The 26,117-nt window shown below is 41.0% G+C and carries 27 protein-coding genes and 1 riboswitch; of the genes, 15 read left to right on the forward strand and 12 right to left on the reverse strand.

Annotated features, from left to right (window positions below; genetic code table 11):
• Positions 1 to 30: 30 nt before the first annotated feature.
• From OMU_RS18475 to OMU_RS18505, 7 genes are all read right to left on the reverse strand, one after another.
• A complete protein-coding gene (locus OMU_RS18475; protein ID WP_016181379.1) occupies positions 31 to 477 on the reverse strand; it encodes a hypothetical protein in 447 nt (148 codons plus the stop codon).
• Between the two features lie 75 nt (positions 478 to 552).
• Positions 553 to 1,374 carry a peptidoglycan amidohydrolase family protein gene (locus OMU_RS18480; protein ID WP_016181380.1) on the reverse strand — a complete coding sequence of 274 codons (822 nt, stop codon included), beginning with the start codon at positions 1,372 to 1,374 and terminating at the stop codon, positions 553 to 555.
• Positions 1,364 to 1,795: a phage holin family protein gene (locus OMU_RS18485; protein ID WP_016181381.1), complete on the reverse strand. Its 432-nt coding sequence runs from the start codon at positions 1,793 to 1,795 to the stop codon at positions 1,364 to 1,366. The genes OMU_RS18480 and OMU_RS18485 overlap by 11 nt, the downstream gene beginning before the upstream one ends.
• Positions 1,796 to 1,898: 103 nt before the next feature.
• Positions 1,899 to 2,561 (reverse strand): DUF2922 family protein, encoded by a 663-nt coding sequence (locus OMU_RS18490; RefSeq protein WP_016181382.1) that lies wholly within the window; start codon positions 2,559 to 2,561, stop codon positions 1,899 to 1,901.
• Between the two features lie 44 nt (positions 2,562 to 2,605).
• On the reverse strand, positions 2,606 to 2,989 hold the full coding sequence (locus tag OMU_RS18495; RefSeq protein WP_016181383.1) for a hypothetical protein: 384 nt from the start codon (positions 2,987 to 2,989) through the stop codon (positions 2,606 to 2,608).
• 63 nt (positions 2,990 to 3,052) lie between these two features.
• Positions 3,053 to 3,265 (reverse strand): DUF2922 family protein, encoded by a 213-nt coding sequence (locus OMU_RS18500; protein WP_016181384.1) that lies wholly within the window; start codon positions 3,263 to 3,265, stop codon positions 3,053 to 3,055.
• Positions 3,266 to 3,282: 17 nt separating this feature from the next.
• Positions 3,283 to 3,486 carry a DUF1659 domain-containing protein gene (locus tag OMU_RS18505; protein WP_016181385.1) on the reverse strand — a complete coding sequence of 68 codons (204 nt, stop codon included), beginning with the start codon at positions 3,484 to 3,486 and terminating at the stop codon, positions 3,283 to 3,285.
• Between the two features lie 556 nt (positions 3,487 to 4,042).
• Between OMU_RS18505 and OMU_RS23490 the strand changes: the two genes are divergently transcribed.
• Entirely contained in the window at positions 4,043 to 4,186 is a 144-nt protein-coding gene (locus OMU_RS23490) for a hypothetical protein (protein ID WP_016181387.1), read from the forward strand.
• Positions 4,187 to 4,410: 224 nt separating this feature from the next.
• Here the strand turns inward: OMU_RS23490 and OMU_RS18510 are convergent, their stop codons facing one another.
• A complete protein-coding gene (locus tag OMU_RS18510) occupies positions 4,411 to 5,127 on the reverse strand; it encodes a hypothetical protein (RefSeq protein ID WP_016181388.1) in 717 nt (238 codons plus the stop codon).
• A 222-nt stretch (positions 5,128 to 5,349) separates the two neighbouring features.
• Entirely contained in the window at positions 5,350 to 6,246 is an 897-nt protein-coding gene (locus OMU_RS18515; protein WP_016181389.1) for a LysR family transcriptional regulator, read from the reverse strand.
• A 235-nt stretch (positions 6,247 to 6,481) separates the two neighbouring features.
• Between OMU_RS18515 and OMU_RS18520 the strand changes: the two genes are divergently transcribed.
• From OMU_RS18520 to aroD, 7 genes are all read left to right on the forward strand, one after another.
• A complete protein-coding gene (locus OMU_RS18520; protein WP_016181390.1) occupies positions 6,482 to 7,711 on the forward strand; it encodes an MFS transporter in 1,230 nt (409 codons plus the stop codon).
• Positions 7,712 to 7,734: 23 nt separating this feature from the next.
• Positions 7,735 to 8,910 (forward strand): Gfo/Idh/MocA family protein, encoded by a 1,176-nt coding sequence (locus OMU_RS18525; protein ID WP_016181391.1) that lies wholly within the window; start codon positions 7,735 to 7,737, stop codon positions 8,908 to 8,910.
• A 153-nt stretch (positions 8,911 to 9,063) separates the two neighbouring features.
• Positions 9,064 to 10,377 (forward strand): hypothetical protein, encoded by a 1,314-nt coding sequence (locus OMU_RS18530; protein ID WP_016181392.1) that lies wholly within the window; start codon positions 9,064 to 9,066, stop codon positions 10,375 to 10,377.
• A 15-nt stretch (positions 10,378 to 10,392) separates the two neighbouring features.
• A complete protein-coding gene (locus tag OMU_RS18535) occupies positions 10,393 to 12,516 on the forward strand; it encodes a hydantoinase/oxoprolinase family protein (protein WP_016181393.1) in 2,124 nt (707 codons plus the stop codon).
• The gene (locus OMU_RS18540; RefSeq protein WP_016181394.1) at positions 12,494 to 13,138 is read left to right on the forward strand and encodes a hypothetical protein; all 645 of its coding nucleotides are present in this window, start codon (positions 12,494 to 12,496) and stop codon (positions 13,136 to 13,138) included. The genes OMU_RS18535 and OMU_RS18540 overlap by 23 nt, the downstream gene beginning before the upstream one ends.
• 23 nt (positions 13,139 to 13,161) lie before the next feature.
• Positions 13,162 to 15,060: an oxidoreductase gene (locus OMU_RS18545; RefSeq protein ID WP_016181395.1), complete on the forward strand. Its 1,899-nt coding sequence runs from the start codon at positions 13,162 to 13,164 to the stop codon at positions 15,058 to 15,060.
• 180 nt (positions 15,061 to 15,240) lie between these two features.
• Positions 15,241 to 15,987: a type I 3-dehydroquinate dehydratase gene (gene aroD, locus OMU_RS18550; RefSeq protein ID WP_016181396.1), complete on the forward strand. Its 747-nt coding sequence runs from the start codon at positions 15,241 to 15,243 to the stop codon at positions 15,985 to 15,987.
• A 339-nt stretch (positions 15,988 to 16,326) separates the two neighbouring features.
• Here aroD and OMU_RS18555 read toward each other — a convergent pair whose 3' ends face one another.
• The gene (locus OMU_RS18555; protein ID WP_016181397.1) at positions 16,327 to 17,226 is read right to left on the reverse strand and encodes a WaaS/CpsH family glycosyltransferase; all 900 of its coding nucleotides are present in this window, start codon (positions 17,224 to 17,226) and stop codon (positions 16,327 to 16,329) included.
• Between the two features lie 184 nt (positions 17,227 to 17,410).
• Positions 17,411 to 17,950 (reverse strand): folate family ECF transporter S component, encoded by a 540-nt coding sequence (locus OMU_RS18560; protein ID WP_465038459.1) that lies wholly within the window; start codon positions 17,948 to 17,950, stop codon positions 17,411 to 17,413.
• A gap of 26 nt (positions 17,951 to 17,976) precedes the next feature.
• A riboswitch (THF riboswitch) is annotated at positions 17,977 to 18,073 on the reverse strand.
• A 179-nt stretch (positions 18,074 to 18,252) separates the two neighbouring features.
• Here OMU_RS18560 and OMU_RS18565 point away from each other — a divergent pair.
• Together OMU_RS18565 and OMU_RS18570 are read left to right on the forward strand one after the other, a co-directional pair.
• On the forward strand, positions 18,253 to 18,978 hold the full coding sequence (locus tag OMU_RS18565) for a hypothetical protein (protein ID WP_016181399.1): 726 nt from the start codon (positions 18,253 to 18,255) through the stop codon (positions 18,976 to 18,978).
• 22 nt (positions 18,979 to 19,000) lie between these two features.
• Entirely contained in the window at positions 19,001 to 19,738 is a 738-nt protein-coding gene (locus OMU_RS18570) for a hypothetical protein (RefSeq protein WP_218064590.1), read from the forward strand.
• A gap of 92 nt (positions 19,739 to 19,830) precedes the next feature.
• Here OMU_RS18570 and OMU_RS18575 read toward each other — a convergent pair whose 3' ends face one another.
• On the reverse strand, positions 19,831 to 21,738 hold the full coding sequence (locus tag OMU_RS18575) for a M13 family metallopeptidase (RefSeq protein WP_016181401.1): 1,908 nt from the start codon (positions 21,736 to 21,738) through the stop codon (positions 19,831 to 19,833).
• Between the two features lie 99 nt (positions 21,739 to 21,837).
• Between OMU_RS18575 and OMU_RS18580 the strand changes: the two genes are divergently transcribed.
• From OMU_RS18580 to OMU_RS18600, 5 genes are all read left to right on the forward strand, one after another.
• Complete coding sequence (locus tag OMU_RS18580; RefSeq protein ID WP_016181402.1) at positions 21,838 to 22,389, forward strand: hypothetical protein; 552 nt, start codon at positions 21,838 to 21,840, stop codon at positions 22,387 to 22,389.
• Between the two features lie 122 nt (positions 22,390 to 22,511).
• The gene (locus OMU_RS18585; RefSeq protein WP_016181403.1) at positions 22,512 to 23,483 is read left to right on the forward strand and encodes a ribose-phosphate diphosphokinase; all 972 of its coding nucleotides are present in this window, start codon (positions 22,512 to 22,514) and stop codon (positions 23,481 to 23,483) included.
• A gap of 69 nt (positions 23,484 to 23,552) precedes the next feature.
• Positions 23,553 to 24,704, forward strand: a complete 1,152-nt coding sequence (locus OMU_RS18590) for a cysteine desulfurase family protein (protein WP_016181404.1) — start codon at positions 23,553 to 23,555, stop codon at positions 24,702 to 24,704.
• Between the two features lie 66 nt (positions 24,705 to 24,770).
• Entirely contained in the window at positions 24,771 to 25,118 is a 348-nt protein-coding gene (locus OMU_RS18595; RefSeq protein WP_016181405.1) for a DUF1831 domain-containing protein, read from the forward strand.
• 349 nt (positions 25,119 to 25,467) lie between these two features.
• A complete protein-coding gene (locus OMU_RS18600) occupies positions 25,468 to 26,112 on the forward strand; it encodes a hypothetical protein (RefSeq protein ID WP_016181406.1) in 645 nt (214 codons plus the stop codon).
• Positions 26,113 to 26,117: the final 5 nt, after the last annotated feature.

Genomic DNA, 26,117 nt, shown 5'->3' on the forward strand with positions numbered 1-26,117 from the left:
TCTTGAGTGTTTTGTAATGATCTGTCTGAATCAATGAAAGTTCTCAATAACTTCTTTTATATCCATACGGATTCGCCTCATATGGATAAACTTCTTTCCCTGATCTGTTACACTGGCGAGAGCAAATCTCACGACTACTTTGGTTAAACATTCCTTCGAGCAGCAATAAACTGCGTTCTCCCACTTTTTTCGATCAAACCTGATGAAGTTGTTTGCAAGATTCAAGTTGTTGGGATGATAGCTGTAGATATAATCCCCCAGTTCTTCAAGGAATGCGTGTTTACAACCAGGACAAAGGTGCCATTGCCCATCCTGATAATTACTTGGTACGATATGTTTTTCCTTGATTCGAAGTCGTCGGATGGGGTAATGGCTTTTTGTAGGAAAATAATGATTTAAATGGAGTAATCGTTCGATTGCCTGCCGTTCAAAAAATGAGTTGTATTTTGGCGCAGATAAGATTTTAGTTTGGATCATTTTATCCCCTCATTTCTATTAATTATCAACTCCACGATCAAAAATTACGGGTGTCATCATTCAGAATACATTTCGTCATAGGGTTCCTTTATTCAATCGATCTTGCAGAACCTTTACACAATCAGATTCTGGGCTGATCATGCCATCTGCAATTGTCCCCATCCTTTGCTGCAAGGCAAGGCAGGTGATAGGGCCAAAATTTCCATCTGACGACACACGTAATAAGATCTGGAGTGCACGGATCACATTTGATCCGCCGTAACCAAACCGAACAGAAGGAATGAACTGATTGGCACGGTTTACAATCTGACCGCTGATGATCCCGTCTTTAATTGAACAGTTCAACATTTCCTGTAGGCGTCTAGTAGTCGCTGGTCCCCAAGAACCATCGATTGATAAGATTCGCTGCTGACTGCTATTTTCACATGGACCGCTAACACTGGTATTTTTCACCCGAAAATAGCGTACAGGCAAGCCTGAATAATCACCCATCCAGCCGATCGCTTTCGTCACTGCAATGTTTTGACAGCCTTTGGAATACGTACAGTGCAAGGCGTCTCCATAGATATCTTTTAAGAACCAGCCAGTGTGTCCCGCTGATCCTAGTGAGGCACCTGCATACCCAGCCACCCATAAGTCACCCCGACGAACATCATTGCGATTAATTTCCTTCAGTAAAGTTCCATTTAATCCAAAGAGTGTCTCCGTGTTGCCGATAAAAGCATTTTTCGGAAGAAAGCCAGCAGCAATCAGCGAGCGGAATACGAAGCTGGAGCAATCCATCGAACGTTCACCAAGTCTGTATGACATGAAATAGCAAATCTTTCCACGTAAAACCAACCCGTATTGCAAAGCTGTTTCAGTGTTAGGTAATAAGTCCACCTCCTTATTGAACATTATTTTCCTGATCATCTTTATCAGGATAGTCATCGACTTTGCTTTCAAAGATCTGCAGCCACTTTTGGAGCCAAGTGATCTTCAGACCAAAGTCATGGGCATTTTCCAAGATGGAGCCGATTTCATAGATGATCAATAAAACCGTCCAGATCAGTGCCACATTGACGGGTAAGGTAATACCGACAATCGGTGCGATCTTATCTAATGCAGCGGCACAAATAATCGTTGAAAAGGTGATGAATTTGGTAAATAGGCCATAAAGATTAATGGAGGATGCCCATGTATGACTTTTCAGTGCTTTGCCATATCCCGTTAGAAGGTCCAAACCAGTCATAGACAAAAAGATACCAATGATTGGGACGCTTCCTCCGAATAGATAATCAAGAAGGGTTCCTCCAGCTGAAAATACGATAAGTTTCATTTAAAATACCTGCTCTTTCTTCAAATATACCCCCTAGGATCGTGATCGTAGGGGGTGCTAGTCCTTCCTACGCATGATTAACAGGATTTAGTTGTGAAAAAGCTTATTCTCGTTGATTGCTGGCAGGGTCTTCTTTGTTTTTACCCCTTCTTCCGAAGATACGCTGAAACAGTCCTTTATCTTTTTTTGTGTTAGGATTTTCCGCTTTGGGGATACGATTTGTATCAGACTCCTGTTTTTGACCGCCGTTATCAATAGTTTCCACCTGATGATGTTTATTTGATGGTGGAAGTGCATCCTTTTTTACTTTTATTGAGACTTCTGTAGTTTCTAGCGGTTGAACCTGCGTCAATTGTTCATAATGACGCCCACGTGGTTGGTCTAATGCTAAATTCGAGATAGACGCAATAAAAGGTGTCCGAGAATTCATTACATTGAATGGAAGGTTTTCTTTTGTTTTTTCTGATGTATCGCTGACTTCAAAATAGCGTTCCTCTGCACAATTTGGTTCGTTGGACTGTGGCTCGTCAGGCGCGCAATCATTTTCTGGATCAAAGATTAGACGTTCTCTATGAGTTAAGACTTTTGCTGTAACCACTGAATCAAATAGTTTTACGCCATCTTGTTCAAAAATATCTAGTGTCGTTAATAGTTCGCAAGCTTCTTTGATTTCTGGCGTTGACAGGTTAGGGTTTAACCCTTTATAGGTCCAGTTGTGTTCTTTGCCGTTGCTTTTTCCAAATGTTACTACTAAATCCTGGTTCATCTTTTTCGTTTCCTTTCTTTATTTTTTATTTACGTAGGTGGTTATCATGACTCTGTAGTTTCTTCTGGTCGGACAGTTGAAATGAGTGATCGAACAATTGACTGGACCTTCTCGCCAAAGTTTCTTAATGGAAAGACTTTTAAGCGTAATCGTTTCCACTCAGAATCCATGAAGTAATCCTGAAAATAATAGAAGAACCGCTTCATAGTACGTGTGGCTTTGGTATTCATGAAAAGATAGCGAACAAGATCCTGCAAAATGTGAGCAAACTCCTGCGCACCTAACTGGCATCTCACGCGTAAAGCTAAGATATATTTGATCGTTAAACTACTGTTTTGTGTTTCTTGGTAATAATCCATGATACGTTTTTCTAACGTTTGCGGTTTAAGTGAAAAGATCTGCTGATGCGACAAAAGCTGCTCATTCATATTTTTTCCTCCTTTTAATAGAGAAGTGCGGCAGCGCTACCGCACTTCTCAAATTCCTATTACTTAGAAAATAACTTTCTCAGTTGTTTCGACATATTTCGCGCTTTCGACCGAGTCGAAGAGAACCGCGCCATCTTTGTGAAATAATTTTACGTGAGTCAGACGTTGCAGCAAGCTTTTGACCTCTGCGTTTGTCTTTTTTTGATCTGGATTCAAGAAGCTCCAGGTATGACTCTTTCCTAGACTGTTTTTAAAAACTGCGACGATTTTTACCATGTTTTTTCCTCCTTCTATTATTTGGTATAACGTGATTGACTTGTTAGGATCACGCCATCTAGATTGCTGCCTTCGGGTGAAAGCTCTGTTAAGATATTTCCCAGTTCAAGAACGTCTTCCTCGGTGGGTTCATCGATTACATTTTGAAAAGTCATTTTCTTTGGTTTGTCTTCGCCTGCATCAATTTGAACTTGTAATTTGTTGCCAATTTTTTGGATCATTTTTCTTCCTCCATTTCGATAAATGATTTTTGTTCCGGCCGGTGACTAAAAGATAATCAATTTTTCGAAAATATGCGAATCGCAAAATAACCGCTACCCCCCTCAATTTGACTCGTTTCGAGGTAAAAACCCCCTATTTTTGCCCAAAACAGGTCAAATTGAGGGGGGTAAGTGTCAAATTGCGATTTGAAATCGATTTCTATTTGGTTTATAATAAAGAGTTTTACTAAAAAGAGATCGCTGATTTGAAGTAAATACTTTCTATTTTTCTGCGTATTTTAGAGTAAGAGGACTTTGATAGCGGTTGTTTTGCCATGCGATAATGTAGGCGAGAAAACCTGTTGTCTGGAAGGCAGGAAAAAGAGATGCAAGTGTATTTACCAACCAACGATCTATTATTCAAAAAATTATTAACTACGGAGGATTCCCAGCATATTCTAAAAGTGTTCGTCAAAGAGTTATTAGACTTAGAATTCGGGAGACTGACGCCCCTGACTATATCAAAGAAGCGAAAAAGAAGACAGATTTCTTAATATTGGAAGAGGAGGAAAAGGAAATGATCATGAAAATCGATAAAGCCAAAGCAATAGCAGAGGCAGAGTTGGAGTACGCTAGGGATGAAGGCATAGCAAAGGGAAAGAAAATCGGCCGAGAAGAAGAGCGAAAAAGGAATCGGGAAGAAAAACGAATGCGATTCTAAACTTAATGCAAACCTCTCTCTCATTGAAAGGGATATAAGAGACAAGCGGCATAGATATTGAGACGCTGAGAAAGTGGAAGTCAGAGACGGAATAGGCTATCTAGTGTTACTTTAGACTCGAATGTTTAATATTTAGTCTCATCAAATAAAAAGGCGTGGTTAGAAAGACTGAAAAAACATGCTGATGTCCATTCTAGTCATCAGCATGTTTTTTCAATATCAACTCACAGCCAGTCAATCCCATCGATATCTCGAGGATCATCAATCAGCTCTTCACAGTGATAAAGAGAATAAGTTCTGTTATAAAGATGGTTAAGCTCACCTAAAGCGGTTCGAAACTTCTTTAATTTTGATTGAGCACGAAGAGTGTCCGCAAATGCAGTATTGGGAAAGTACAAATAATCTAGTGGCATATATCCAGGAATGACAAAGTGAAAAAAGCCACGGCGCATAGTAGCTAAAATAAGACAAGCAAGCTCTGCTCTAGAAATAACTCGTCTTCGTTGGACAGGAAGGATCAGATGAAGTCCGTTAGTCATTTCTGCGTAGTGCTGTCCCTGACGTTTGAAAATAGAAGAGATTTTATAGGGATTAATCCAGGTCGTTTGGTCTTTTCCCTCTAATGGGAACAAGCAAAAGTAAGGGCAGACCCAAGGAAATTTGTATTTTCCAAAGCAGCCTGTTTCTTTTAAACAAAGCGAAAGTACTCGATACTCGGGAAAAGAATGTTTTAAAGAAAAACGGTGAAGTGTTGCTATTGCGCTGACTTTACTAAAATAGATATGATCATCTGTAAAAATCAGGACACCTGTTTTTTGGGGAATTGGTATAATACAGTTTATTTCATGAGCCAGTGAAGGATCAAAAGCCAATGCATTTGCCAAGTAACGTTCCCATAACGGTGACCACTGTTTGTCATCCAGATACTCAAAATTATCCATAATACTCCTCCTCAAAAACGTTAGAATTATTCTTTGCATGTAGAATATATAACAAAGTTGAAAAAGTAGAAATAATACTTTCACGATTTTTTATTAAACAGCAAAAAAGAAGTATTTAAAGACATAATTATGTTTTGTGTAGGGACTCATAGATAGAGTGAGTACCGAAAAGTAATGCCATAGAACAGCCGACCCCTTTCGTGGATCGGTTGTTTTTTCCTATTATTTAGGCTCTGGCAGAAGCTTTTCTTGGAATTCTTTATTTGTTAGAAACCGCTCAAATTCCAATGCAGCTGAGGTCAGCAATGCATCTTTCTTTTTCGCGAGATAGACACAGCGGGATTGCGACTCCTCCAATTGTAAAACTTTGACATCATGAAATTCTAGTAAATTATTAAAGGGTAAAATAGCCACCCCGATATCGATGGAAACGAGTCCGGCCAATGCCTGATCCTCTTCTACGCGGCAGGAGATTTTCAGGGGCAGCTGCTGCTTTTCAAAGAGCTTTTCCATGTAGTAGGTTTTATCTAGGGATAAGATCATGGAGTATTCTGATAGTTCCTTTAGTGAAACAGTTTCTTTTGACGCAAGAGGATTACTATTAGCAACGATAGCTACCAACGGCTGATCTAATATGTGGATAAACTCGATTTCAGGTTCGTCCTTCAAAAAAGAGCATAAGGCAAAATCACAGGTCTCATTCTTTACATTTTCAATCAGCCTTGGACTATTTCCCTGCCAGAATTTAAACTTGAAATTCCTGCGATGGCTATCACTGCGGAATTGCTGCAGCAGCTGTGGAATAATCTCTGGACCTAGGGTAAAGATAAAGCCTAGATCAATACTTCCTGAATACGGATCGACTAAATCGCGAACAGATTTCGTCCCGGCAGCAATTTTTTCGAGCCCCTGTTGGACACTTTCATAGTAAATTTTCCCGATCTTGGTTAAATGGATGTTCCGTCCATGATGTCTGAATAGGACAACCCCAAGCTCTTCTTCTATACGTTTAATCGTACGACTAAGCGTCGGTTGAGCGATCCCTAGTTCATCGGCTGTTTTTCCATAATGCTCTAACTCTGCCAAACGACAGAAGGCTTCTAGATTTTTGATATTCAATCGGTTCCCCTCCAAGATTTCTTTTTATAATTGTATCATTTTTCACAGATTGATATATAACTTTTTTGTTATGAATAATGCGGAGAATTGAGATTGTTTCTATCATGGATTCGTTTTATAGTGGTTTTGGAAAGAAAAGCGCTTTTTTATCCATAACTATTACTGACAGTTTTGTTATGTAAACGATTAATTTTATATCTTATTGTGAAAACTAACACAATATTGGAGGTAGAAAATGAAGAATAAGTATTTTTTGACTGCTGTCTGCATGTATTTGAACTATATAGTGATCGGCGTAAGTGTCATTATCCTTTCAATGAATATGGATGCCTTGATGAAGCAGTTTGGAACGGATAGAACTGGCTTTGGTTTAGTTGTTTCCGGTATCGGTATCGGGAAATTTATTGTTTTATTTATCTCAGGAGTGCTTTCTGATAAGTTTGGACGAAAGCCGTTCATTCTCATTGGTATGGTGGGTTTTATCGTTTATTTTATGGGGATTTTGCTCAGTCCGAATGTGCCGATTGCGTTGTTTTTCGCTGTGCTGGCAGGAATGTGTAACTCCTTTATTGATGCGGGGACCTATCCTGCGCTGATGGAAATTTTTCCGACATCAGCAGGAACAGCGAATCTAGCAATCAAGTTCTTTTCGGCAGCCGGGCAGTTTATCATGCCGTTCATATTTAGTTTTATTATTCAAAAAAATCTGAATTACAGCCTGTCCTTTTATATTGTGATTGGCTATCTTGTTTTGAATATTGTCTTTATGTTTACTCGTGGCTTTCCTGCATTGTCTACCCAATCTGGTGCAGCAGAAAAAGAAGTCAAACGAACTTTTTATGAAAAACCGAAGATGGCAATCGAGGGAGTCTGCCTTATTTTAATGGGCTTCACCTCGACGACGATTTTTACAGTCGTGCAGGTCTGGATGGCGAAAGTGGCTGAGGAATATGCGGGAATGAGTGTTGCTGCCGCATCTAAAATGTTGACTTATTTCAGCTTGGGTGTCGTTATTGGTGTCTTCGTTACGGGCTATCTAGTAAGAGATCGTGTTCGCCCGATCGTTATCTGTTTGATCTATCCATTGATCACGATGGTTTGTTTGATCGCGTTAACGATTGCTCCATTACCGCTCTTGTGTTTTATCACCGTGATGGTGACCGGCTTTACCAGCGGCATGTTGCAATTAGGATTGACCACAATGGCTGAGCTTTTCCCAGGAAGCAAAGGGAAGATCACCGGCATGGTCTATAGTCTGAATTCGATTGCCGTATTTTCAGCACCTGTTATTACCGGCTGGCTGGCTAATACGAATACGATGAATACGATGGTTTATAACGCGGCGGTATCTGGGTTGGCCTTTGTTCTAGCGTTAATCGTATTTGTCAGATATAAAAAAGTTTTTGGTCCAGAAGCTTTTATCAGTATGAAGGAAATCACTAATTTAGCAGAAGCAAGTAAATAATTCGAGTTGAGGAGAATGAATAGATGAAAAAAGTAAGAGCAGCGATTATCGGCGCAGGATTTGCGGGAAATTTCCATACAAATGCCTACACAAGAGTGAGTGGTGTGGACTTCAAAATCAAATATGTTTATGACGTGGTTGAAGAAAAAGCAGTTGCGTTATGTAAAAAATGGGACATTATTGAACAGGTCGCTAAAACCTATGAAGAAATCCTTGAAGATCCGGAAATTGATGTGATCGATATTATCACACCGCCAGTGACTCATTTAGAGCTTGCCTATCAAGCGTTGGAGGCTGGAAAGCATGTCATTTGTGAAAAACCATTGACTGGTTATTTCGGTGAAGAGGACGAGGAAGAGCCGATTGGTTTAACTGTTCCAAAAGCAAAAATGTACGAGAGTCTTTTAAAGGATATCGATGAGTGTCGGGCAAAATTTGAAGCCTCAGATGTTTTGTTCATGTATGCGGAGAATTATGTGTATTCACCAAATATTTTACGCTCAGCTGAAATCATTGAAGCGAAGAAAAGCAAGATTATGTATATGAAGGGGGAAGAAAGCATTCGTTCATCCACTTCTCCAGCTTCTGCTCATTGGTCATTAGCAGGCGGAGGTTCCCTGATTCGTCTAGGCAGTCATCCAATCGGCGGCATGCTGTTCTTAAAAGAACGAGAAGCGAGAGCACGTGGGGAAGAAATTGGGATTCAAAGTGTAACAGCAGAGACCGCAAGATTAGCGCCAAACTTGAACGAGCATGACAAACGCTATTTCCCAGCGAAGTCAGTCGATACGGAAGATTTCGCGACGATCATTATTACGTTTACTGATGGGACAAAGGCTATCTCTATTTCTAACGACAATACACTGGGCGGCGTGAAAAACTACGTGGAAGTGTACACGAATGATAGCGCCTTAGTTAATACGATTACACCTGCGGACAACTTATCGACCTATTTCCTTGATGAGGATGGCTTAGAGGATGTCTATATCTCGGAACAGCTGCAGGAGAAGCTTGGCTGGAACAAGGTCTTTGTTTCAGAAGAAACCTTAAGAGGTTATTTGAACCAGTTCCAAGATTTTGTTGATGCGGTTGCAGAAAATCGCGAACCGTTGTCTGGTCTGGATCTAGCTTATGATACGATTAAAGTAATCTATGCAGCGTATTTGTCAGCAGAAGAAGGCCGCAGAGTCGATTTCTGATCGATCGATTACGATGTATTCAAATAAATAAGTGGCTGACGAGGAATTGGGCAAAATAACTGATTATTTTGTGCCGATTCCAGTCAGTTCAAGAAGTGTCTGAGTAAAGGGTCTGGGGAGTGATTCAGGCTTTTAGGAGTAAGGGGGAGAATGATGTCTTTTATAAGTGGATTGATTTTAGTGCTGTCATTTGTCGGGTTGGTCGTGTATTCGATTAAAGGGCACAATTTAATGATCGGCTTTATTTTGATGGCGACGTTATGGACGATTGTTCCAATCATCAATCAACTGGCAACAGGAAGCAGTGCATCAGTTGCTGTCGATATGCTGCAAGCGGTCTATCAGCGAGCACCGGAGAGTTGGGGTGGTGTCTTAGTCAATATCTTTTTTGGGGCTTGGTTTGGCCGAGTACTTTTGGATACTGAGATTGCCTCGACGATCATCCGAAAATCCGTCGAGCTTGGAGGAGATAATTCTGCACTCATTCTTGTTTTGGTAAGCTTAATCACTGGAATCATTTTTACTTCTCTGACAGGTGCCGGTCCTGTCATATCTATTGCTGTTGTGGTGTTGCCAATATTGTTTTCTATTGGTATACCAAAGGGGATCGCCTTGTTTTCTTATACGGGCTCAGTTGCTGCGGGAATTTTCCTGAATCCAATCAATTTCACACAATATCGGGCTTTTTTTAACACGGGGGAGGCTGACTATACATACTCAGATTATTTTCCGTTTGGAATTACAGCATTTGCTGTCATGCTGGTGATCATAGCAATATTTTCACTGATCTATATGAAACGGGAAGCGAAGTTCTTTAACTGGGAAGCGACAGTAGCAGCTCCGACAGTTAAAAACGCGCCGAATTTAGCGTTAGTTACACCATTTTTACCAGTGATTGGGGTGATTCTTTTAAGATTGCCGATGATCCTGTGCTTTATTCTTAGCGGCTTATTTGCTTTAGTTGTTTGCCAGGAGCTGGGCGCTGATTTTCGTTCGATCAGTCGGATGTTGACAAAGCAATATGCGGATGCGGTCAAGGATACAGCTTCGCTGGTGGGTTTCTGGTTATGTCTTGCCATGTTCAATGCGGCTGCATCCTTTGCTGGTCCTTATTTTCAAGCAATGCTTGGTGGAGTCATTCCTCAATCGACATTGTTACTGTGTCTACTATTTATTTTCCTATCACCGTTTACTTGGTTTCGTGGACCGATGAATCTAGTTGGCAGCGGGGCAGCGATCCTTGCTGTCGTCAGTCAGCAAAACGCCGACTGGTCTGTTGAATTTCTTTATCCGCTATTTATATCGATCCTGATCGGTATGGGACATTTCGATATCACTACCTCATGGGTGTCATGGGGACTAGGGTATGCTCAGATCGAAAGTAAAAGCTATATGAAAATGGCTTTTATTCCAGGAATCGTTATTTGTATCGTATTGGAGCTGCTGACCTATTTCTGGTTCGGCTAAGAAGGTGAGGAAGACATGGAGAAAAGAAAAATTCGAGTAGGCATCGACGTTGGTGGTACACATACCAAGGCAGTGGCAATCGATAATCAAACAAAACAAATCATCGGAAAATCTTCTGTAAAAACGACACATGATGCACAAGCGGGGGTTGCAGAGGGCGTCGTTGCTTCTTTTCTAAAATGTTTAGAAGAACATGATATTTCAGCAGATGAGGTTGTTTTTGTCGCACACAGTACCACACAGGCGACCAATGCACTTTTGGAAGGTGATGTGGCGAAGGTGGGAGTTATTGCGACAGCTGGAGGCAGCTTTGAAGCTTTTTTGACAAAACGTCAGACCAGCTTGAACCGTTTGGAATTGGGAACTGGGCGTGAGATTCAAATCAGCAGCCGTTTCATTCATAAAAAGAAGCTTAGTGAGGAAAGGATTGCTCAGGCAATTGATGAGCTTTGTGCAGAAGGATGTCAGGTGTTTGTCACGAGCGGCGCATTTGGTGTTGATGATTTGGCTTCAGAGCGGCAGATCAATGATGTCTTGCATGCAAAAGGGTTGAAGGTCACGATGGCTTCGGAAATCACCAAGCTTTATGGATTATCTCGCAGGACGCGGACAGCGGTCATCAATGGATCTATTTTACCGAAAATGTTGGAAACAGCTGATTCTACCGAAACAGGCGTGAAGGGGACAGGCGTTGATGTTCCTTTGATGATCATGCGAGGTGACGGCGGTGTGATGGATGTTAAGGAAATGAAGAAGCGGCCAGTATTGACCATGCTTTCTGGGCCCGCCGCGAGTGTGATGGGAGCCTTGATTTATTTGAGAGCCTCGAACGGGATTTACTTTGAAGTTGGTGGAACTTCGACCAATATCGGTGTGATCAAGGATGGTCGTCCAGTGATTGATTATTCTCAGATTAATGGACGCAGTACCTACATCAGTTCGCTGGATGTGCGAGTGTTGGGCGTTGCTGGAGGCAGTATGGTTCGTGCTGGACAGCATAAGCTGATTGACGTGGGTCCACGCAGTGCTCATATCGGAGGGATGGACTATGCCGTGTTTACTCCAGAGGAAGAAATTATTGATCCGCAGCTAGAATTCTTTGCACCGAGGGCAGGAGATTCCGCTGATTATGTGGCGATTCGACTGAGAAATGGCAAGCGCGTAACATTGACAAATACCTGCGCGGCAAATGTGCTTGGTTTAGTGAAAAAGGAGCATTTTTCTTACGGAAATGTAAAAGCAGCTCGCAAGGCGATGGCTCCATTAGCTGAGTATTTAAACTTGAGTATTGAGGAGACTGCTACGGCTATTCTCGAAAAGGCTTTTGAGAAAATCGAACCAGTAATCATGGGACTTGCTCGTAAGTACAAACTGGAGAAGGAACAATTGTCGTTAGTGGGTGTTGGCGGCGGTGCCTCCTCTTTATTAAGCTACTGTGCGGAAAAGATGGAACTGAACTATAGCATCCCTGAAAATGCAGAGGTGATCTCTTCGATTGGCGTTGCGCTCTCGATGGTACAGGATGTGGTTGAACGAATTATCCCTAATCCGTCGAAGCAGGAGATTCAACAAATTCGCAACGAAGCGTTGAATAAGGCCATCGAAAGTGGTGCCGTTAAGGAAACTGTCGAGGTGCATATCAATATTGATTCTCAAACACAGAAGGTCACAGCGATGGCAACCGGCTCTACCGAGGTACAGACCTGTGATTTATCGAAGCAGTGTACCCTGGAGGAAGCGCGCGACATTGCTGAAAATGATTTTAGAAGAACAGAGGAAAGTGTCGAGTTATTAGCGGAAAATAGACATTTTTATATTTTTGGGAAAAAGGAAGCTACTGGAAATGCTATCCGGGTGATCGACAATAAAGGCTTTATTAAGGTGCAACGTGGGAATGCTCAAATCATCAAGACCTCTATTCAAAATTACCTAGAAGCCTTACGCACCTTATGGGAGGATATGGCGAATTATAAATCAGACTTGATCGTTCGACCGGATTTTTATATTTGTGCCGGTGCTAGATTGATGGATTTTGCGACACAGGATTTTTCACAGCTGATGATGCTGGTGGATTTGGACATGGCGAGTATTCAGACAGACGAGGAGTTGTTGATCATTGCATGTAATCAGCAGTATTGATGCCATAAAGCTGAAAACAGATGATCGGTTTTTAGCATACCTGGAATTGCGTAAGGATACCTTTTTTCATAAAATCCCTACAGAAAAGATCCGCTACTATATTGATGGTGCGCTTGCATATGGGAAGCAGCTGGCTGTAACAGCTGATTTTGTAGATCCAAGCGAACTGTGCGACCGCTTAGGTGTCATGGTAATAAAGGAGATAACTGGCAAGACAGAGACAGTTCGCGGGACCTTGGAGCTTGCTAAAAACAAGAAGACCATTCGAATGTATCAGCAGCCATTGAGGCAGATAGCTCATGACCATAACATAACGTTGGCGCAGCTAGAGGAAGCAGTTTTGCTGCATGAGTTGTTTCATCTGTTAGAAGAACAGACTCGATCTACGACAGAGCAATTGGAACGAGTCGAAACGATGCAGTTTTTAGGCTTTAAAAGAACGGCAGCAGTGCGACAGACACGAGAAATAGCGGCTCATGCCTTTGTTAAGGAACGAATGCAGCTTCCCTTCCTGCCGAATTACTGGGATTATTCGTGGGATGTGGAGGATACACGTGAGAGCTTGTTAGCGATAGAAGAATTTCGCTCTGTTATGGAGAAGTCAGTTGCAGGTTTGGAATAGAAAGAGAGTGAAGGAGAGATCGTATGAACGAGAAATATAAAAAAATTTTTGAGCCGCTGACAATCAAGCGGATGACAGTGAAAAACAGAGTCGTGATGCCGCCGATGGGCACAAATTTTGCGAATATGGATGGTACCTTCTGTATTCCTCATTTAGCGTATTATGAACAACGAGCTAAGGGTGGTGTCGGACTAATTACTCTAGAAAATGCCTGCATCGATTATCCGATGGGCACGAATGGCGCCCGTCAGTTGCGGATGGACAACGACCAGTATATTTCTGGCTTGTGGAACTTTAATGAACGGATGCATGCTTATGGCGCGGCGACTTCTGTACAGCTTAATCATGCTGGTGCTTCTGCTTATGGCCTGCGTTTGGAAGGAAATCAGCCAGTTTCGGCTTCGAATGTTCCTAGTAAAAAGGGTAATCCAGTACCGCGTCCTCTGACTACAGAAGAAGTTTATGCCATTATCGATAAGTATGCTGAAGCGGCAGATCGTGCACAGCGTTCAGGCTTTGACTGTGTTGAAATCCATGCAGGGCATTCCTATTTGCTTAGTCAATTCCTATCGCCGATTTACAATAAGCGTACGGATGAGTTTGGCGGTTCTCCTGAAAATCGTGCCCGGCTGACTTGTTTGGTTCTGGATGCGGTGCGGAAACGTGTCGGACCGCAATTTCCGATTGCTTTGCGTTTCAGTGCGGATGAACTGTTACCGGGAGGCAATTCTGTTCAAGATACCTTGGAGATATTGGATTATTTTGTGGATAAAGTTGATATCTTGAATGTGTCAGCGGCTTTGAATGACAGCCTGCAATACCAAATTGATAAGATGAATCTGGCAGACGGTTGGCGGAGCTTTATGGCGAAGGAAGTTAAAGAGCGTTATCCAGAGAAGGTGGTCATGACTTCAGGAAATATTCGTGACCCGAAACAAGCAACGGCAATTCTTGAAAAAGGGGAAGCTGATCTATTGGCGATGGGTCGTGGATTGATTGCAGAACCAAATTGGGTCAATAAGGTGGCTTCAGGTAAGGAAGGATTACTAAGAAAGTGTATATCCTGTAATATCGGCTGTGCCGACCATCGTATCGTCAAAGCACGACCTATTCGCTGTACGGTAAATCCAGATTTACATTATGAGGATCAATACAAGCTGCGGCCAGTAAAAAATCCAACTAAAATGGTAGTGATTGGCGGCGGAACAGCAGGATTGGAAGCTGCTGCAACGGCAGCCGAAGTTGGTGTTATGGTTGAGCTGTTTGAAGCAAAGGATTACTTAGGCGGACTGGGGCAGGAGATTTCTCGCTTACCGGATAAAAAAAGAATCAATGATTTTATCAGCTATCAAATCAATCGTTGTCAAGAATTGCCGAATCTGAAAATTCACAAGAATCGACCATTCAATCCAGCGGCTCTGGAATCTATTAAGCCGGATATTATTGTTAACGCCACTGGAGCAAAACCATTGCTACCTCCAATCAATGGCTTACATGAAGAGCTGGCAAAAGCGGATCGCAAAGTGTTTTCAATTTTTGATCTCCTGAATGGAATGGATAATTTTCAAGAGTTCAAGGGTAAGGAAATTGTCGTGATTGGTGGCGGGGCAGTTGGACTGGATGTTGTGGAATATTATGCAGAACGCGGTGCCGCGAAGGTCAGTATCGTTGAAATGCAACGAGAATTAGGAAAAGATCTGGATCTGATCACGAAGCTGGCAATGATGGAAATTGTTGAAAAGTATAAGGTAAATGTTTATACTTCTACAAAACTAACACAGGTTAACAAGTCTGACTTTCTGGTTGAAGATGAGAACGGTTGTATGATAAATTTGAATTTTGATTTGGGTTTTATCTGTCTTGGAATGCGTGCTGATGCACCGTTGCTGCCAGAATTACAGGCGTATGCACTAGCAGAGTAAACATAGGAGATAGTAAGGTCGCACGAAGAATCATCGAAGGAACTCGAGAAGCCAGAGATATCTTAAAGACGATTGAACTTCTGGAGGATAAGAGAACAAAACAAACGTTGTTGCAACAGCAGACCGTAACGGCTGTTTATCAGTAGGATAGAATGAATGTTGAGATTAGGAGAGATGTGAATGAAAACTGTAACGATTGATACGGTCACATTAGGTGAAGGAAAACCGAAAATCATTGTACCTCTAGTAGGTAGAACAAAAGAAGAAATCATTCAGGAAGCAGAATTTGTTGCGACGGTCGATTGCGATATCGTTGAGTGGCGGATTGATTTCTATGAGGACATCTTGGATTTTTCCGCTGCGGCTCAATTTTCAAAGCAGGTTAAGAAAATTTTGAATAAGCCGTTATTAGTAACATTTAGAACAAAGCAAGAGGGCGGTGAGCTGGCTCTTTCGGATGAGAAGTATTTTGAGATGTATCGTGTATTATTAAATGAAGGCAGCTTTGACCTATTGGATGTGGAATTATTCATGCCAGCGGTAGGTGTAGGCCAAACAATTGAACTAGCTCATGAAAAAAATAAAAAAATCATTATGTGCAACCATGACTTCGATAAGACACCAGCAAAAGAAGTAATAATTGAGCGTCTATGCAAAATGCAGGAGCTGGGTGCAGATATCTGTAAGATCGCAGTGATGCCGCAAACAACTGCCGATGTGATCACCCTGCTGGATGCGACACAGGAAATGTATCATAAACATGCTGACCGTCCGCTAATTACCATGTCTATGGGAAGTTTAGGAGTAGTCAGTCGCGTATCCGGTGCAACGTTTGGCTCATCAGCAACATTCGGCGCAGCGAAAAAGGCCTCAGCTCCAGGGCAGGTATCTGTTGATGAGCTACGTTCGATTTTGGAAGTGTTATAAAAGAAATCGATGATGGAAATCGCGAGTAAACTAGTAGAAAGCGAGATTGCTCCTTTTTCTAACTCTTTTTCTTATAGAAGGTTTTACTGTTAACTATCAAAAATACTGCAAATAAACACGGAGCTGATCTGAAAGTCTTTTAGTCTTTCGGATCAGCTCCTATTTACGAGTAAATGGCGGCATATCAGTAGCGACTAGGGAAATAAGCCATAAAAATTTGAGAAGCGCCGACCAGGACCATCCGACATCAGTTCCTATGTCACTGATTTTCTTGGCAAGTTTCGGAATTTCCTTCTTATTCTTGAAATTGACGGGCCTCTTGAAATGAGCAACAAAGTGCTACAGCGCACTTGCATGCCTCATCAACTCAGGATAATATTCGAATTCTTCAAATAGCTTCGGATCGTAATCTACAAAGCGTTTGACCCAATTTTTTGCTTCAAAGAAATCAAGTAGCACTTGATCGGCAGGCTGGTAGGGAATATTCAAGAAAGCGGTCAATTGGCTAAGATCTGTTTCCAGCATAAAGACATTTCTCGGATCGTAAAGTCGGTAAAAAGGCAACATCTCATTGGCGGTAATTAGCTTCTTTTGTAGGAAAAGTGATTCAAAGGTTCGAAGAGTGACCCCATATTGTCCAGCACGTAGGATTTCCAGAATACCGTTACTACGCTTGACCAATTTTAGATATTCACTATAGGGTAGGTAACCGGCTTGTTCATTACCGCGATTAGGCAGAATATGATAGAAGGTAGAAAGGCCTAGTGATTCGAAGCGATTCTTAAGCTCCATTGCTTGCTGCTTTCGGCCATTATCATTGGCACCAAAAAAGATATCATAATCCGTTTCATTAAGCGGCTCGCCAACAGACTGAGTGTAAAAGGAACTATTATGCTTCAAGCCTAGATCTCGTGCCTCTAATGGATCGAAATGATAAATTTCATTGATCGCAGGTTCTTTTTGTGAGGCATTCAATTTGCGATAATGCTCCAATTTGAAGTGATTCCAGAAAAATAGAACAATCTTAGCTTTTGTGAAAGGACGAATCTTGGCGGCCATTTCTGGTTCAAAACCGTAATCTAAAAATATAATTAGTTGAAAGTCTTTCAAGTATTGGCGTAAATATTCGTTATTTGCTGCAAGTAACTCTTTCCCCGAGCAAACACTCATCTCAGAGATGGCGGGGAAAAAGTACAGTGAGCGGTCTTTAGGGACAATTAAAACGTCAGATTTTTTCATTTTTCTCCCAGCTTTCTTATTAAATTTTTCTCATCATAGCGCTTTATATAACGTTTTACGATTTTTATGCTTGGGAAATATAACACAAAAATAGAGACTGTCTATGGGATAAGACAGTCTCTAAAGGATTATATGCTGTGAATTGTATAACTACTTTCACATAAACGTAATCATTTGTAAAGAATTAGTGTGCACGATTGAATCGAGCAATCCATTGTTTATAGGGTAATACGCCACCTAAGAAATAGGTAATAACCGCTTGAATAGGAATCCAAATTGCTGTTTTGATTAAGCGTGGTGCCCAGATTAACCAGCTATTCAATGGGACATGATACATCATGGCTAACCATAAAGGTGTTAATATCAGGTTAATCACGATCGTTGTTACCAGCACTGACTGAATCGAGTTTTTCCAAGTAATCTCTTTCTTGTAGAAAAAGTATCCATAGATGGCTCCTTCTAGAAAGGCGTTGATGGTAAAACCGATGAAAAAGGGTGCTTTTGCAAATAGCGACATTCCTACAAAATCAGCGATTACAGAACCAATGCCTGTCCAAAATGGACCAAAGAGCATTCCCATAATAATCTCTGGGATGAAGGTAAAGCTGACCTTAAGAAATTGCGTCTCGATTCCTAATATTCGAGACAGGGTGACCATCATGGCAATCAGTAGTGCCATAGTTGTGATGCTTCTAGCATCAAGGTGTTTTTTCATTTCTAGCATCTCCTTATAGAGCTGCTACATCTGCATGCAGCGAATGCGAAAATAAAACCGCAGACAAAGTCTTTCGTCCAGAGGACAACATCCCATCCCTCCAGCACTTAACGCTTTATTTTCTACTCTGATTTATTTGGGGAAGTCCCCGCAAAAATACTAGCACAGATTTGAGAAGGAAACAATCTTTTCATTTCATCGGGAAAAGAATTCTAGATCTTTTTTTTTATAAATAATCTTGGGTAAAATTCTGCTTCATTTAGAGGTATCATTATAGAGTAAAAAATTCTAAGCGAAAGTGAGAGAAGAGAATGGCAGTGAAAGCTTTAAATGAACGTCAGTTGTTTAGAATGAAGCGTGTGAATCTTGAAAAAAGAATCCAGCAATACTATTCTAAGACACAAGATTCAGAATCAGTGATCGAATATGGTATGGCGATTTTAGTTTTTAATGCGATTACGATGACCAATTATTCCTTTGTCTGCAAAGATTTAATCCAGGAAATTTTCTTAACAAAAGAACCAACAGATAAAATGCGTGAGTTTTGTCTATATTTTTATGATTTCTTTGATTATAATGAGTGGGAAAATGTGCGGGATCGATTGTTCAAAAGTCGCGCCGAATTCTCCGAGAGGACACGAAGGATTAGACCTGAAACGAAGTATGTTCGAGCAGCATCTGCCCCTACAAATAAAAAACGGGATTGGCTTTATGAGAACTACTGGGTTGACGATGAAAAAAATCGTCCTGAGAAGGAGCGATATGGTTATGAGTACCATACGGTTTTCAGAGACGAACATGGTAAAAAACACAAGCTAAAATTTCAAAATGCAGATATCAGTATACCGAGAAAGAAACTCTTGGTGCTGTTAGAAATATTGACAAAGCTGACAATCTTTGAAGAAAATGGTGTTCGCAAGTTTGCTGAAGTGGTATTTCCTGAATGCCGCGGTACAAGAAAGACTACTTACTATGTGGATGAAGCTGACGATGCGGCTTTTCTTCAACGTATGCGTCATGAGATCGAAAAATTGTAGTATTTTGTAAACAGAAAGGGGAATGAACGTGCAGCCGTTACAGGAACGACAATTGTTTCAAATGAAAAGAGAATCTTTAGAAACGAGAATTCGTCAGTACTACGAAGAAACGCAAAATGCAGATGTGGTGATTGAGTATGGAATGGCGCTTCTGGTGCGCAATGCGATGATGATGGAGGATTATTCCCTCATGTGTAAGGATTTGATTCGCCAGATTTTTTTAACCTGTAGGCCAAGTGAAAGAATGCGTGAATTTTGTCTATATTTTTACGATTACTTTGAATACGAGGAATGGGAGATTGTACGAAGTCGTTTATTTAAGAGTCGAGCGGAATTTTCTGAGATGACGCGTTTGGTTCGTCCGGATATGAAGTATTTTCGCGTTGCCTCAACTCCTACATTTGATAAATTTGACGAAGTATTGGCCTATGCGATAAAAAGTTGGTCTGAAAAATCCCGTGAGAAGGCATTTGAGGAAAAGGAGGATTTTTATTTTTCCTTCAAAGCAGTTTTTGAAGATGACAATGGCAAGAAGCACAAGCTGACCTTTAGCAAAAATGCGGACATCTGCAAGTCGTGCGAGGAACTTTTTACATTGATGGAAATTTTAACGAGATTAACGATTTTTCAAAAGAACGGGGTTCGCCGTTTTCGAGACATCGTTGAGACTGAGTGTGAATCAATCGTTAGCCAAGAGATTATCAATCATTCGAAGCGGAAGAAGAGGGGACAGGAATTAAGAAAAAGCTTGATTAAATAGTATGTACAAAGAAAATAAAGGCAGCAGGAAGCTGTGACAAAAGTCTTGTCGTAGCTTCCTGCTGCCTTTTCGTTTGTTGCAAAAAAATTGTTTTACCAAATACTAACTCGTTTTTCAGGAGCCAAGTACATCGCATCGTTAGGCTGGATATCGAAGGTTTGGTAGAAGTCTGCCAGATTTTTCACTTGGACATTGGCTCGCAATTTGTTTGGCGCATGGACATCAATCGATAGGAGTAATTGGGTATATTCCTTTCGAGCCTTCATCCGCCAAATCGTTGCCCAGTTGATGAAGAAGCCTTCAAGATCCACATTATTGTCTTTCTTTGCGGCTTCTAAAGCACAGCTTAGACCACCTGCATCAGCAATGTTTTCTGAGACTGTCAGCTTACCGTTGACTTTTCCGCCAGCGATTTCTAGACCGTCGAACTCAGCGATCATTTGATCCGCTAACGCTTGGAAATGCTTTTGATCTTCTTCGGTCCACCAATTGTTTAGATTTCCATACTCATCAAAGAGTGAACCATTGTTATCAAAGGCATGGGAGATTTCATGGGCGATCACAGCCCCGATACCGCCAAAGTTCTCACTGCTGGATTGTTTCAAGCTGTAAAATGGCGCCTGCAAAATCGCAGCTGGGAAGACGATGATATTGCGGAATGGATGATAATAAGCATTGACCGTATCTGCGCTCATTTCCCATTCATCACGTTCGACTGGCTGGTTCCATTTTTTGAAATCCTCTTTACGTTTCAAATGACTGAAGTGCAAGGCATTACTTAACAGTGTTCCGCCTTCTTCTGCTGTCGTTACTTTGAAATGCGTATAAATTGCTGGGATTTTTTCTGGATAACCTACATGAATCCCTAGAGTATTCAATTTAATGATGGCCTTCTCACGAGTTGCTTCACTGAGCCAGGTGTTGCTGCTCAAGCGATCTTGATAAATGCCTACCATGCGTTGGACCATTTGTTCAACATCTCTCTTGGCTTGTTCACCGAAGTATTTCTTTCCATAATAATCGCCAATAATTTGATCAAAACGACCTGATGCTAGATAGAAGGCGGCTTTTTCCTGTGGACGAGCTTCGGGCGCACCAGAAAGCGCACGACTGTATATGCCGCCGACTTGACGAAATTCTTCGCTGAGATAGGCGGTTAATGCATTAAGAGTCATGACCAGCATCCAGCTTTTCATTTGCTGGAAGGTTTTTGTATTGACTAACTCATCAAGTTTTTCGAAAAATGCCGGCTCGGTCACAATAATCTTTTCTGGAACTTCGCCGATTAAGCCGATTAATAAGTTTTTCAAATCAAGGTGTTGGCTATGCTGGATAAATTTTTCGCCGCTTTCAGGGTTATACATTTTGCTGTAGTCGGCATTTTCTTCAGCACTTTTTACGTGAGGCGCCAACAATTTATCGTATTGAAGAGCTTCGTCCGTGATTTTTTCGGCTACAGCAGCATCATAACCAGCCAAGTCGAATAATTTCAGCGTCATTTCCTTAAAGATCGCCAAAAGCTGCGGCGCTTGCGGATGATCTGCTTCGTAATAGGTTTTATCTGGTAGGATCAAGCTAGGCGCACCAGCAAATAAAGCATTGATCTTAGTATTTTTCATATCAGCGTCTACATCTACGCCAAAGGGTAAAGGCAGTCCATCAAGAACCCAGTTAGTTAATTGCTCTGCTAAGTCATTCAAATCTTTTAACGCTTCTACTTGTCGAAGTAGGGGCAGCATAGGTGCCGCACCGTCCTGATCGCGTTTTTGATAATCATTGGCTAGATTGAAATAAGCGATGTATTCCTTCATTAAATCATTGGGAATCAAGGAAGGATTCTCGCTCATTTTCTTTGTATCAGTGATTAATAGATCATCGATGCCATCCACAAGATCCTGAAAACCGCCCGTTGCCGGTTTGTCTGCGGGGATTGTCGCTTTTTCAATCCATTCACCATTGACTGCTTCATATAAATCTTCTTTGATTTTTGTTTTGTCCAAAATAGTGTCCTCCATCTTTTTTCTAGTTCTTTCCGTTATAATCCATTATGATATATCTTGAGAAGATACACAAAAGAAAATGATTTGGCGGTGAAAAAAATGAATTATCCAATCAATCAGTGGATCGAGTTAGAGAGCTTTGAGATTTATCGTGACTGGAAGACACCGCGAGGATTTCTATGCGGCACCTATGCTAGTAGTGTATTGCTGGCTTATTGGCAGGATCAGCTGGATGAGAATTGCTTGCCAAATGGTCTACGAGAAAAGAACAGTCCTCAGAACGAAGAGCTCGTTCATGCACTGCAGCCTTTATTACAGCCGATTGATTTTCCCACAGTTCCGCTACAGATTTCTTTGGGCTTGAATCGTTTCTTTCGCTGTTATCGGATTCCTTATCGAGCAAGAGGCACCGTCGCGGGGTCTTGGCAGCGGGTGACTAAACGAATCTTAGCTGGAGAGCCGGTCATGATCGGTCTTTTGCAACTGCTGGGCAGCAGTTATAAAAATCATTGGGTCGTCGTTCATGGCTTTATGGAGAATTCAGCTGGACAAAGATTTTACAAGATTCATGATAATTGGGGAAAGAGTGAGGCTGTGATTCCGGCGGAGTGGGGAAATGGCACGATTTCATTGGTCTCTCAGATAAAATAGTAATGACGTTCTGCTCAAAATCCGAACAATCAGTTGTTCCCCTCGTATTGAAAAAGTAAAATCTACAGCAAATAACTCAAAATATGTTAAACTGGTGGTACAAAAATACTTGGAGGGACACCATGTCAGAAGAAAGTAAGGATAAGTTTAAAATTTTTAGTCTTAATGGGAACAGACCGTTGGCTGAAAAAATCGCCGATGTCTGTGGCGTACCGTTAGGAAAAAGTACGGTCAAACAGTTCAGTGATGGAGAAATCTCGATTAATTTAGAGGAGACCGTTCGGGGATATGACGTTTATTTAGTCCAATCCACCAATGAGCCAGTAAATGATTATTATTTAGAATTATTAATCATGATCGATGCTTTGAAGCGAGCGAGTGCAAAAACGATCAATGTTGTATTGCCGTATTATGGCTATGCTAGACAAGATCGTACAGCTAAACCTCACGAGCCGATCACAGCAAAATTGATTGCGAATTTACTTTCAGACGCAGGTGCAACAAGAGTATTGACCCTTGATTTACACACTGTGCAAGTCCAAGGCTTCTTTGATATTCCAGTTGACAATTTATTTACGATGCCATTGTTTGCGCATTATTATCGTCGTCGTGGAATGGTGGGAGATGACTATGTTGTAGTTTCTCCCAAAAACAGCGGTGTGCAACGCGCCCGTAGTTTGGCAGAGTATTTAGATACAGCAATCGCGATCGTGGATGTCGCCGAAGAAGGCAATCCAGATTCTGGATATGTGATCGGAGATGTAGAAGGTCGCTGTTGTATCATGGTAGACGACATTTTGAACACTGGAGAAGTTTTCTCCAACGCTTCGAAAACGTTAAGGAAGGCAGGCGCGAAGGAAGTAGTCGCTTGTGCTTCTCATGGTTTGTTATCACCTCCAGCAAAAGAAAATTTAGATGCTGCTGACATCAAAGACATTTGTATTACAGATTCTGTTCTAACTGGGCCTGAGCGCCACCCTAAAAAATTGTCGATTATCAGTTGTTCAGATTTGATGGGTGAAGCAGTGAAACGAATTCATGAAAATGAATCTGTCAGCCCATTATTTACGATGGAACAAAAAGATTTTAAGTAAAAGGGCAGCATTGCCCTTTTCTTTTTTTCGATTAAAATAAACTTCGCAGAGGGAAAGGTTCGAAAGTTTGTGGAAAATATATATTTAGATCATGCGGCAACGAGCCCCATGCATCCAGAAGTAGTCGCAACAATGACGGAAATCCTTACAGAAACATTCGGTAATCCATCAAGTGTTCATTTATTTGGTCGGCAAGCTGCTGGGAAATTGGAAATGGCGAGGGAAGTCATCGGTAAAAGTCTTGGCGTAAAATATCATGAGATCATCTTTAATAGTGGCGGGACAGAAGGTGATAATACCGCGATTTTGGAAACAGCCTTTTCTCGCCAGCAGGAAGGCCGTCACTTGATTACGACGCAGATTGAACATCCAGCGGTGATCAATACGATGAAATATTTAGAAACACAAGGTTTTGAAGTAACGTATTTGCCGGTAGATCGCAAAGGAAATATTTCTTTAGAGGATTTAGATGCAAGCTTGCGTCCAGATACAATCTTAGTTTCAATTATGTACGGCAATAATGAAATCGGTAATTTAATGCCCATCAAAGAGATTGGAGAACGCTTGAAGGATCATCCGGCATATTTCCACACCGATGCGGTTCAAGCTTATGGAAATCAATTTATTCGACCTCATGAGCTAGGCATTGATTTTCTAAGCATTTCAGCTCACAAGATCAATGGACCAAAAGGTGTCGGCTTTTTGTTCAAAAGCGATAAAGCCCAATTAGCGCCATTGCTTCATGGCGGCGAGCAAGAAGAAAAACGCCGTGCGGGAACGGAGAATTTAGCCGGTATTTGCGGAATGGCAAAGGCTGTTGAATTGTTAACAGAAGAAGAACGGGAAAAACGACGTGAGTTGTATGAACAGTTTACCCAGAAAGTGTTAACGACATTGGATCAAGCAGACATTGATTATCAGGTGAATGGCGATTTGAATAATAAATTGCCGCATGTTTTGAATTTGCGCTTTACTGGAATCAATAATGATTTGTTGCTGATGAAGTTAGACCTGCAAGGTATCGCAGTTTCCACTGGATCTGCTTGTACAGCAGGAACGATTGATCCATCCCACGTTTTAGAAGCGATGTACGGAAAAAAAGCTCCAGAAATAAAAGAATCTGTACGGGTAAGCTTTGGCTATGGCAATACGATGGAGCAAGTCGAGTATTTCGCAGAACAGCTAGTGACCAGTTTGCAGGAACTGACTAAGAAGAGATAATCTGGATTGAAATGCTTGATACTTATCTTTATAATTAATAGTGAAAGAAAAAGATGAGGTGAGTATATGGCATTTACAAAGACAGCAACGATTAAGGGTTCAAAATATCAATATGCATTAGCGCCTACTGCTAAAAAGTATACATTGCGTGACAACGGCTTTACAGAAACAAGCTCTGGCAATTTCCAATTAATTCGTCCATTGCAAGCAACTCCCCAAAGTAAAGAAGGCTTTAAGCTGAAAATTACGGTGGCAAAAGATATCAGTACCTTGAAGATGTCAGTGACAACAGCGAATGGACTAAAAGCTGTAGATATTTTCAAAGATGCAAAACAAGAAATGGTCCAAGAAAAATTTTACTTTCTGATGGATGGTATGATTGATCGCGGATTGTTTGTTAAAGAAGAAATTTAATCATAGAGAGAGGTTGTGACAGAAGCTATTTCTGGAACACCGTTTGTACGAAAGAGGAAGCTGTGACAAGATTTTTGTCACAGCTTCTTCTTTTTTCTATTTAAGTAGAAGAAAAGCGTTGGTCGCTAAAAGGATTTTAAAAGAAATAGAAGCATCAGTTATTTAATCATTAAAAATAATGATATTATTTTTAGGTAACGCTTAATTCGAAGGGGCATCAATTATAATCTGACTTCTAATTTAGTATATTTACCTTTTTTTCTGAATCTTTTTAACGCTAAGGAGCTTCAAATTAAAAAGATTATGGTACACTGATAGTAAGAATATTGTTGGAAATGAAGGTGAGAAGTTGGTTCACAAGATACAAACAATCGAGCATCACAAAATTATTTCTGATTTCCGTCTCTTGTCGGGGCTGACCGTCTCAATTGAAGACTGTGCCAACCTGACAAAAGAGTTAAAAAAATACGGTGTCGAAGATTACTATATCAGTGATTATGAAGGGAATAGTTATCTAACTCGCTATGTAGACTACTTTATCGATGGGATTCCTTGTTTGAAATATAAGAAAAAATATTTGATTCCTCTGATTTTTCGTGACATGCCCGACACACAAAAGATGTTCCGCGATAGCTATCGCTGGGAAGCTTTTTTTATTCTGTTAGATTGGTACCTAAAATATAATCCTGAAAAGGTTATCATTCAATGTAAAAAGAAAAAAAGAAAAATGGAAGTGGTCGATACAGCTTTTTTGATCTTCCGTTTGTGGGAAATTTGTGATGGAGCAGCGTTTCCGATTGCAAATCTCAATAATCTTTCTGAATTTGAACGTTGGAACCAGATCTTTCATTTGATTGATACAGGAAAATCCTTTAAACGAACAAGAGAATTCGATGCGACCAAAGTAGAAGATCTGACACAACTTGAGGCGGTCATCACAATTATTAAAATGAAATATCAAGCAATTTTACAAAAACAAGGCTACCAGGTATAAACTGG

Origin of the sequence: Enterococcus avium ATCC 14025 (genome assembly GCF_000406965.1) — a bacterium.
In the GTDB taxonomy this organism is placed as follows: Bacteria; Bacillota; Bacilli; order Lactobacillales; family Enterococcaceae; genus Enterococcus_A; species Enterococcus_A avium.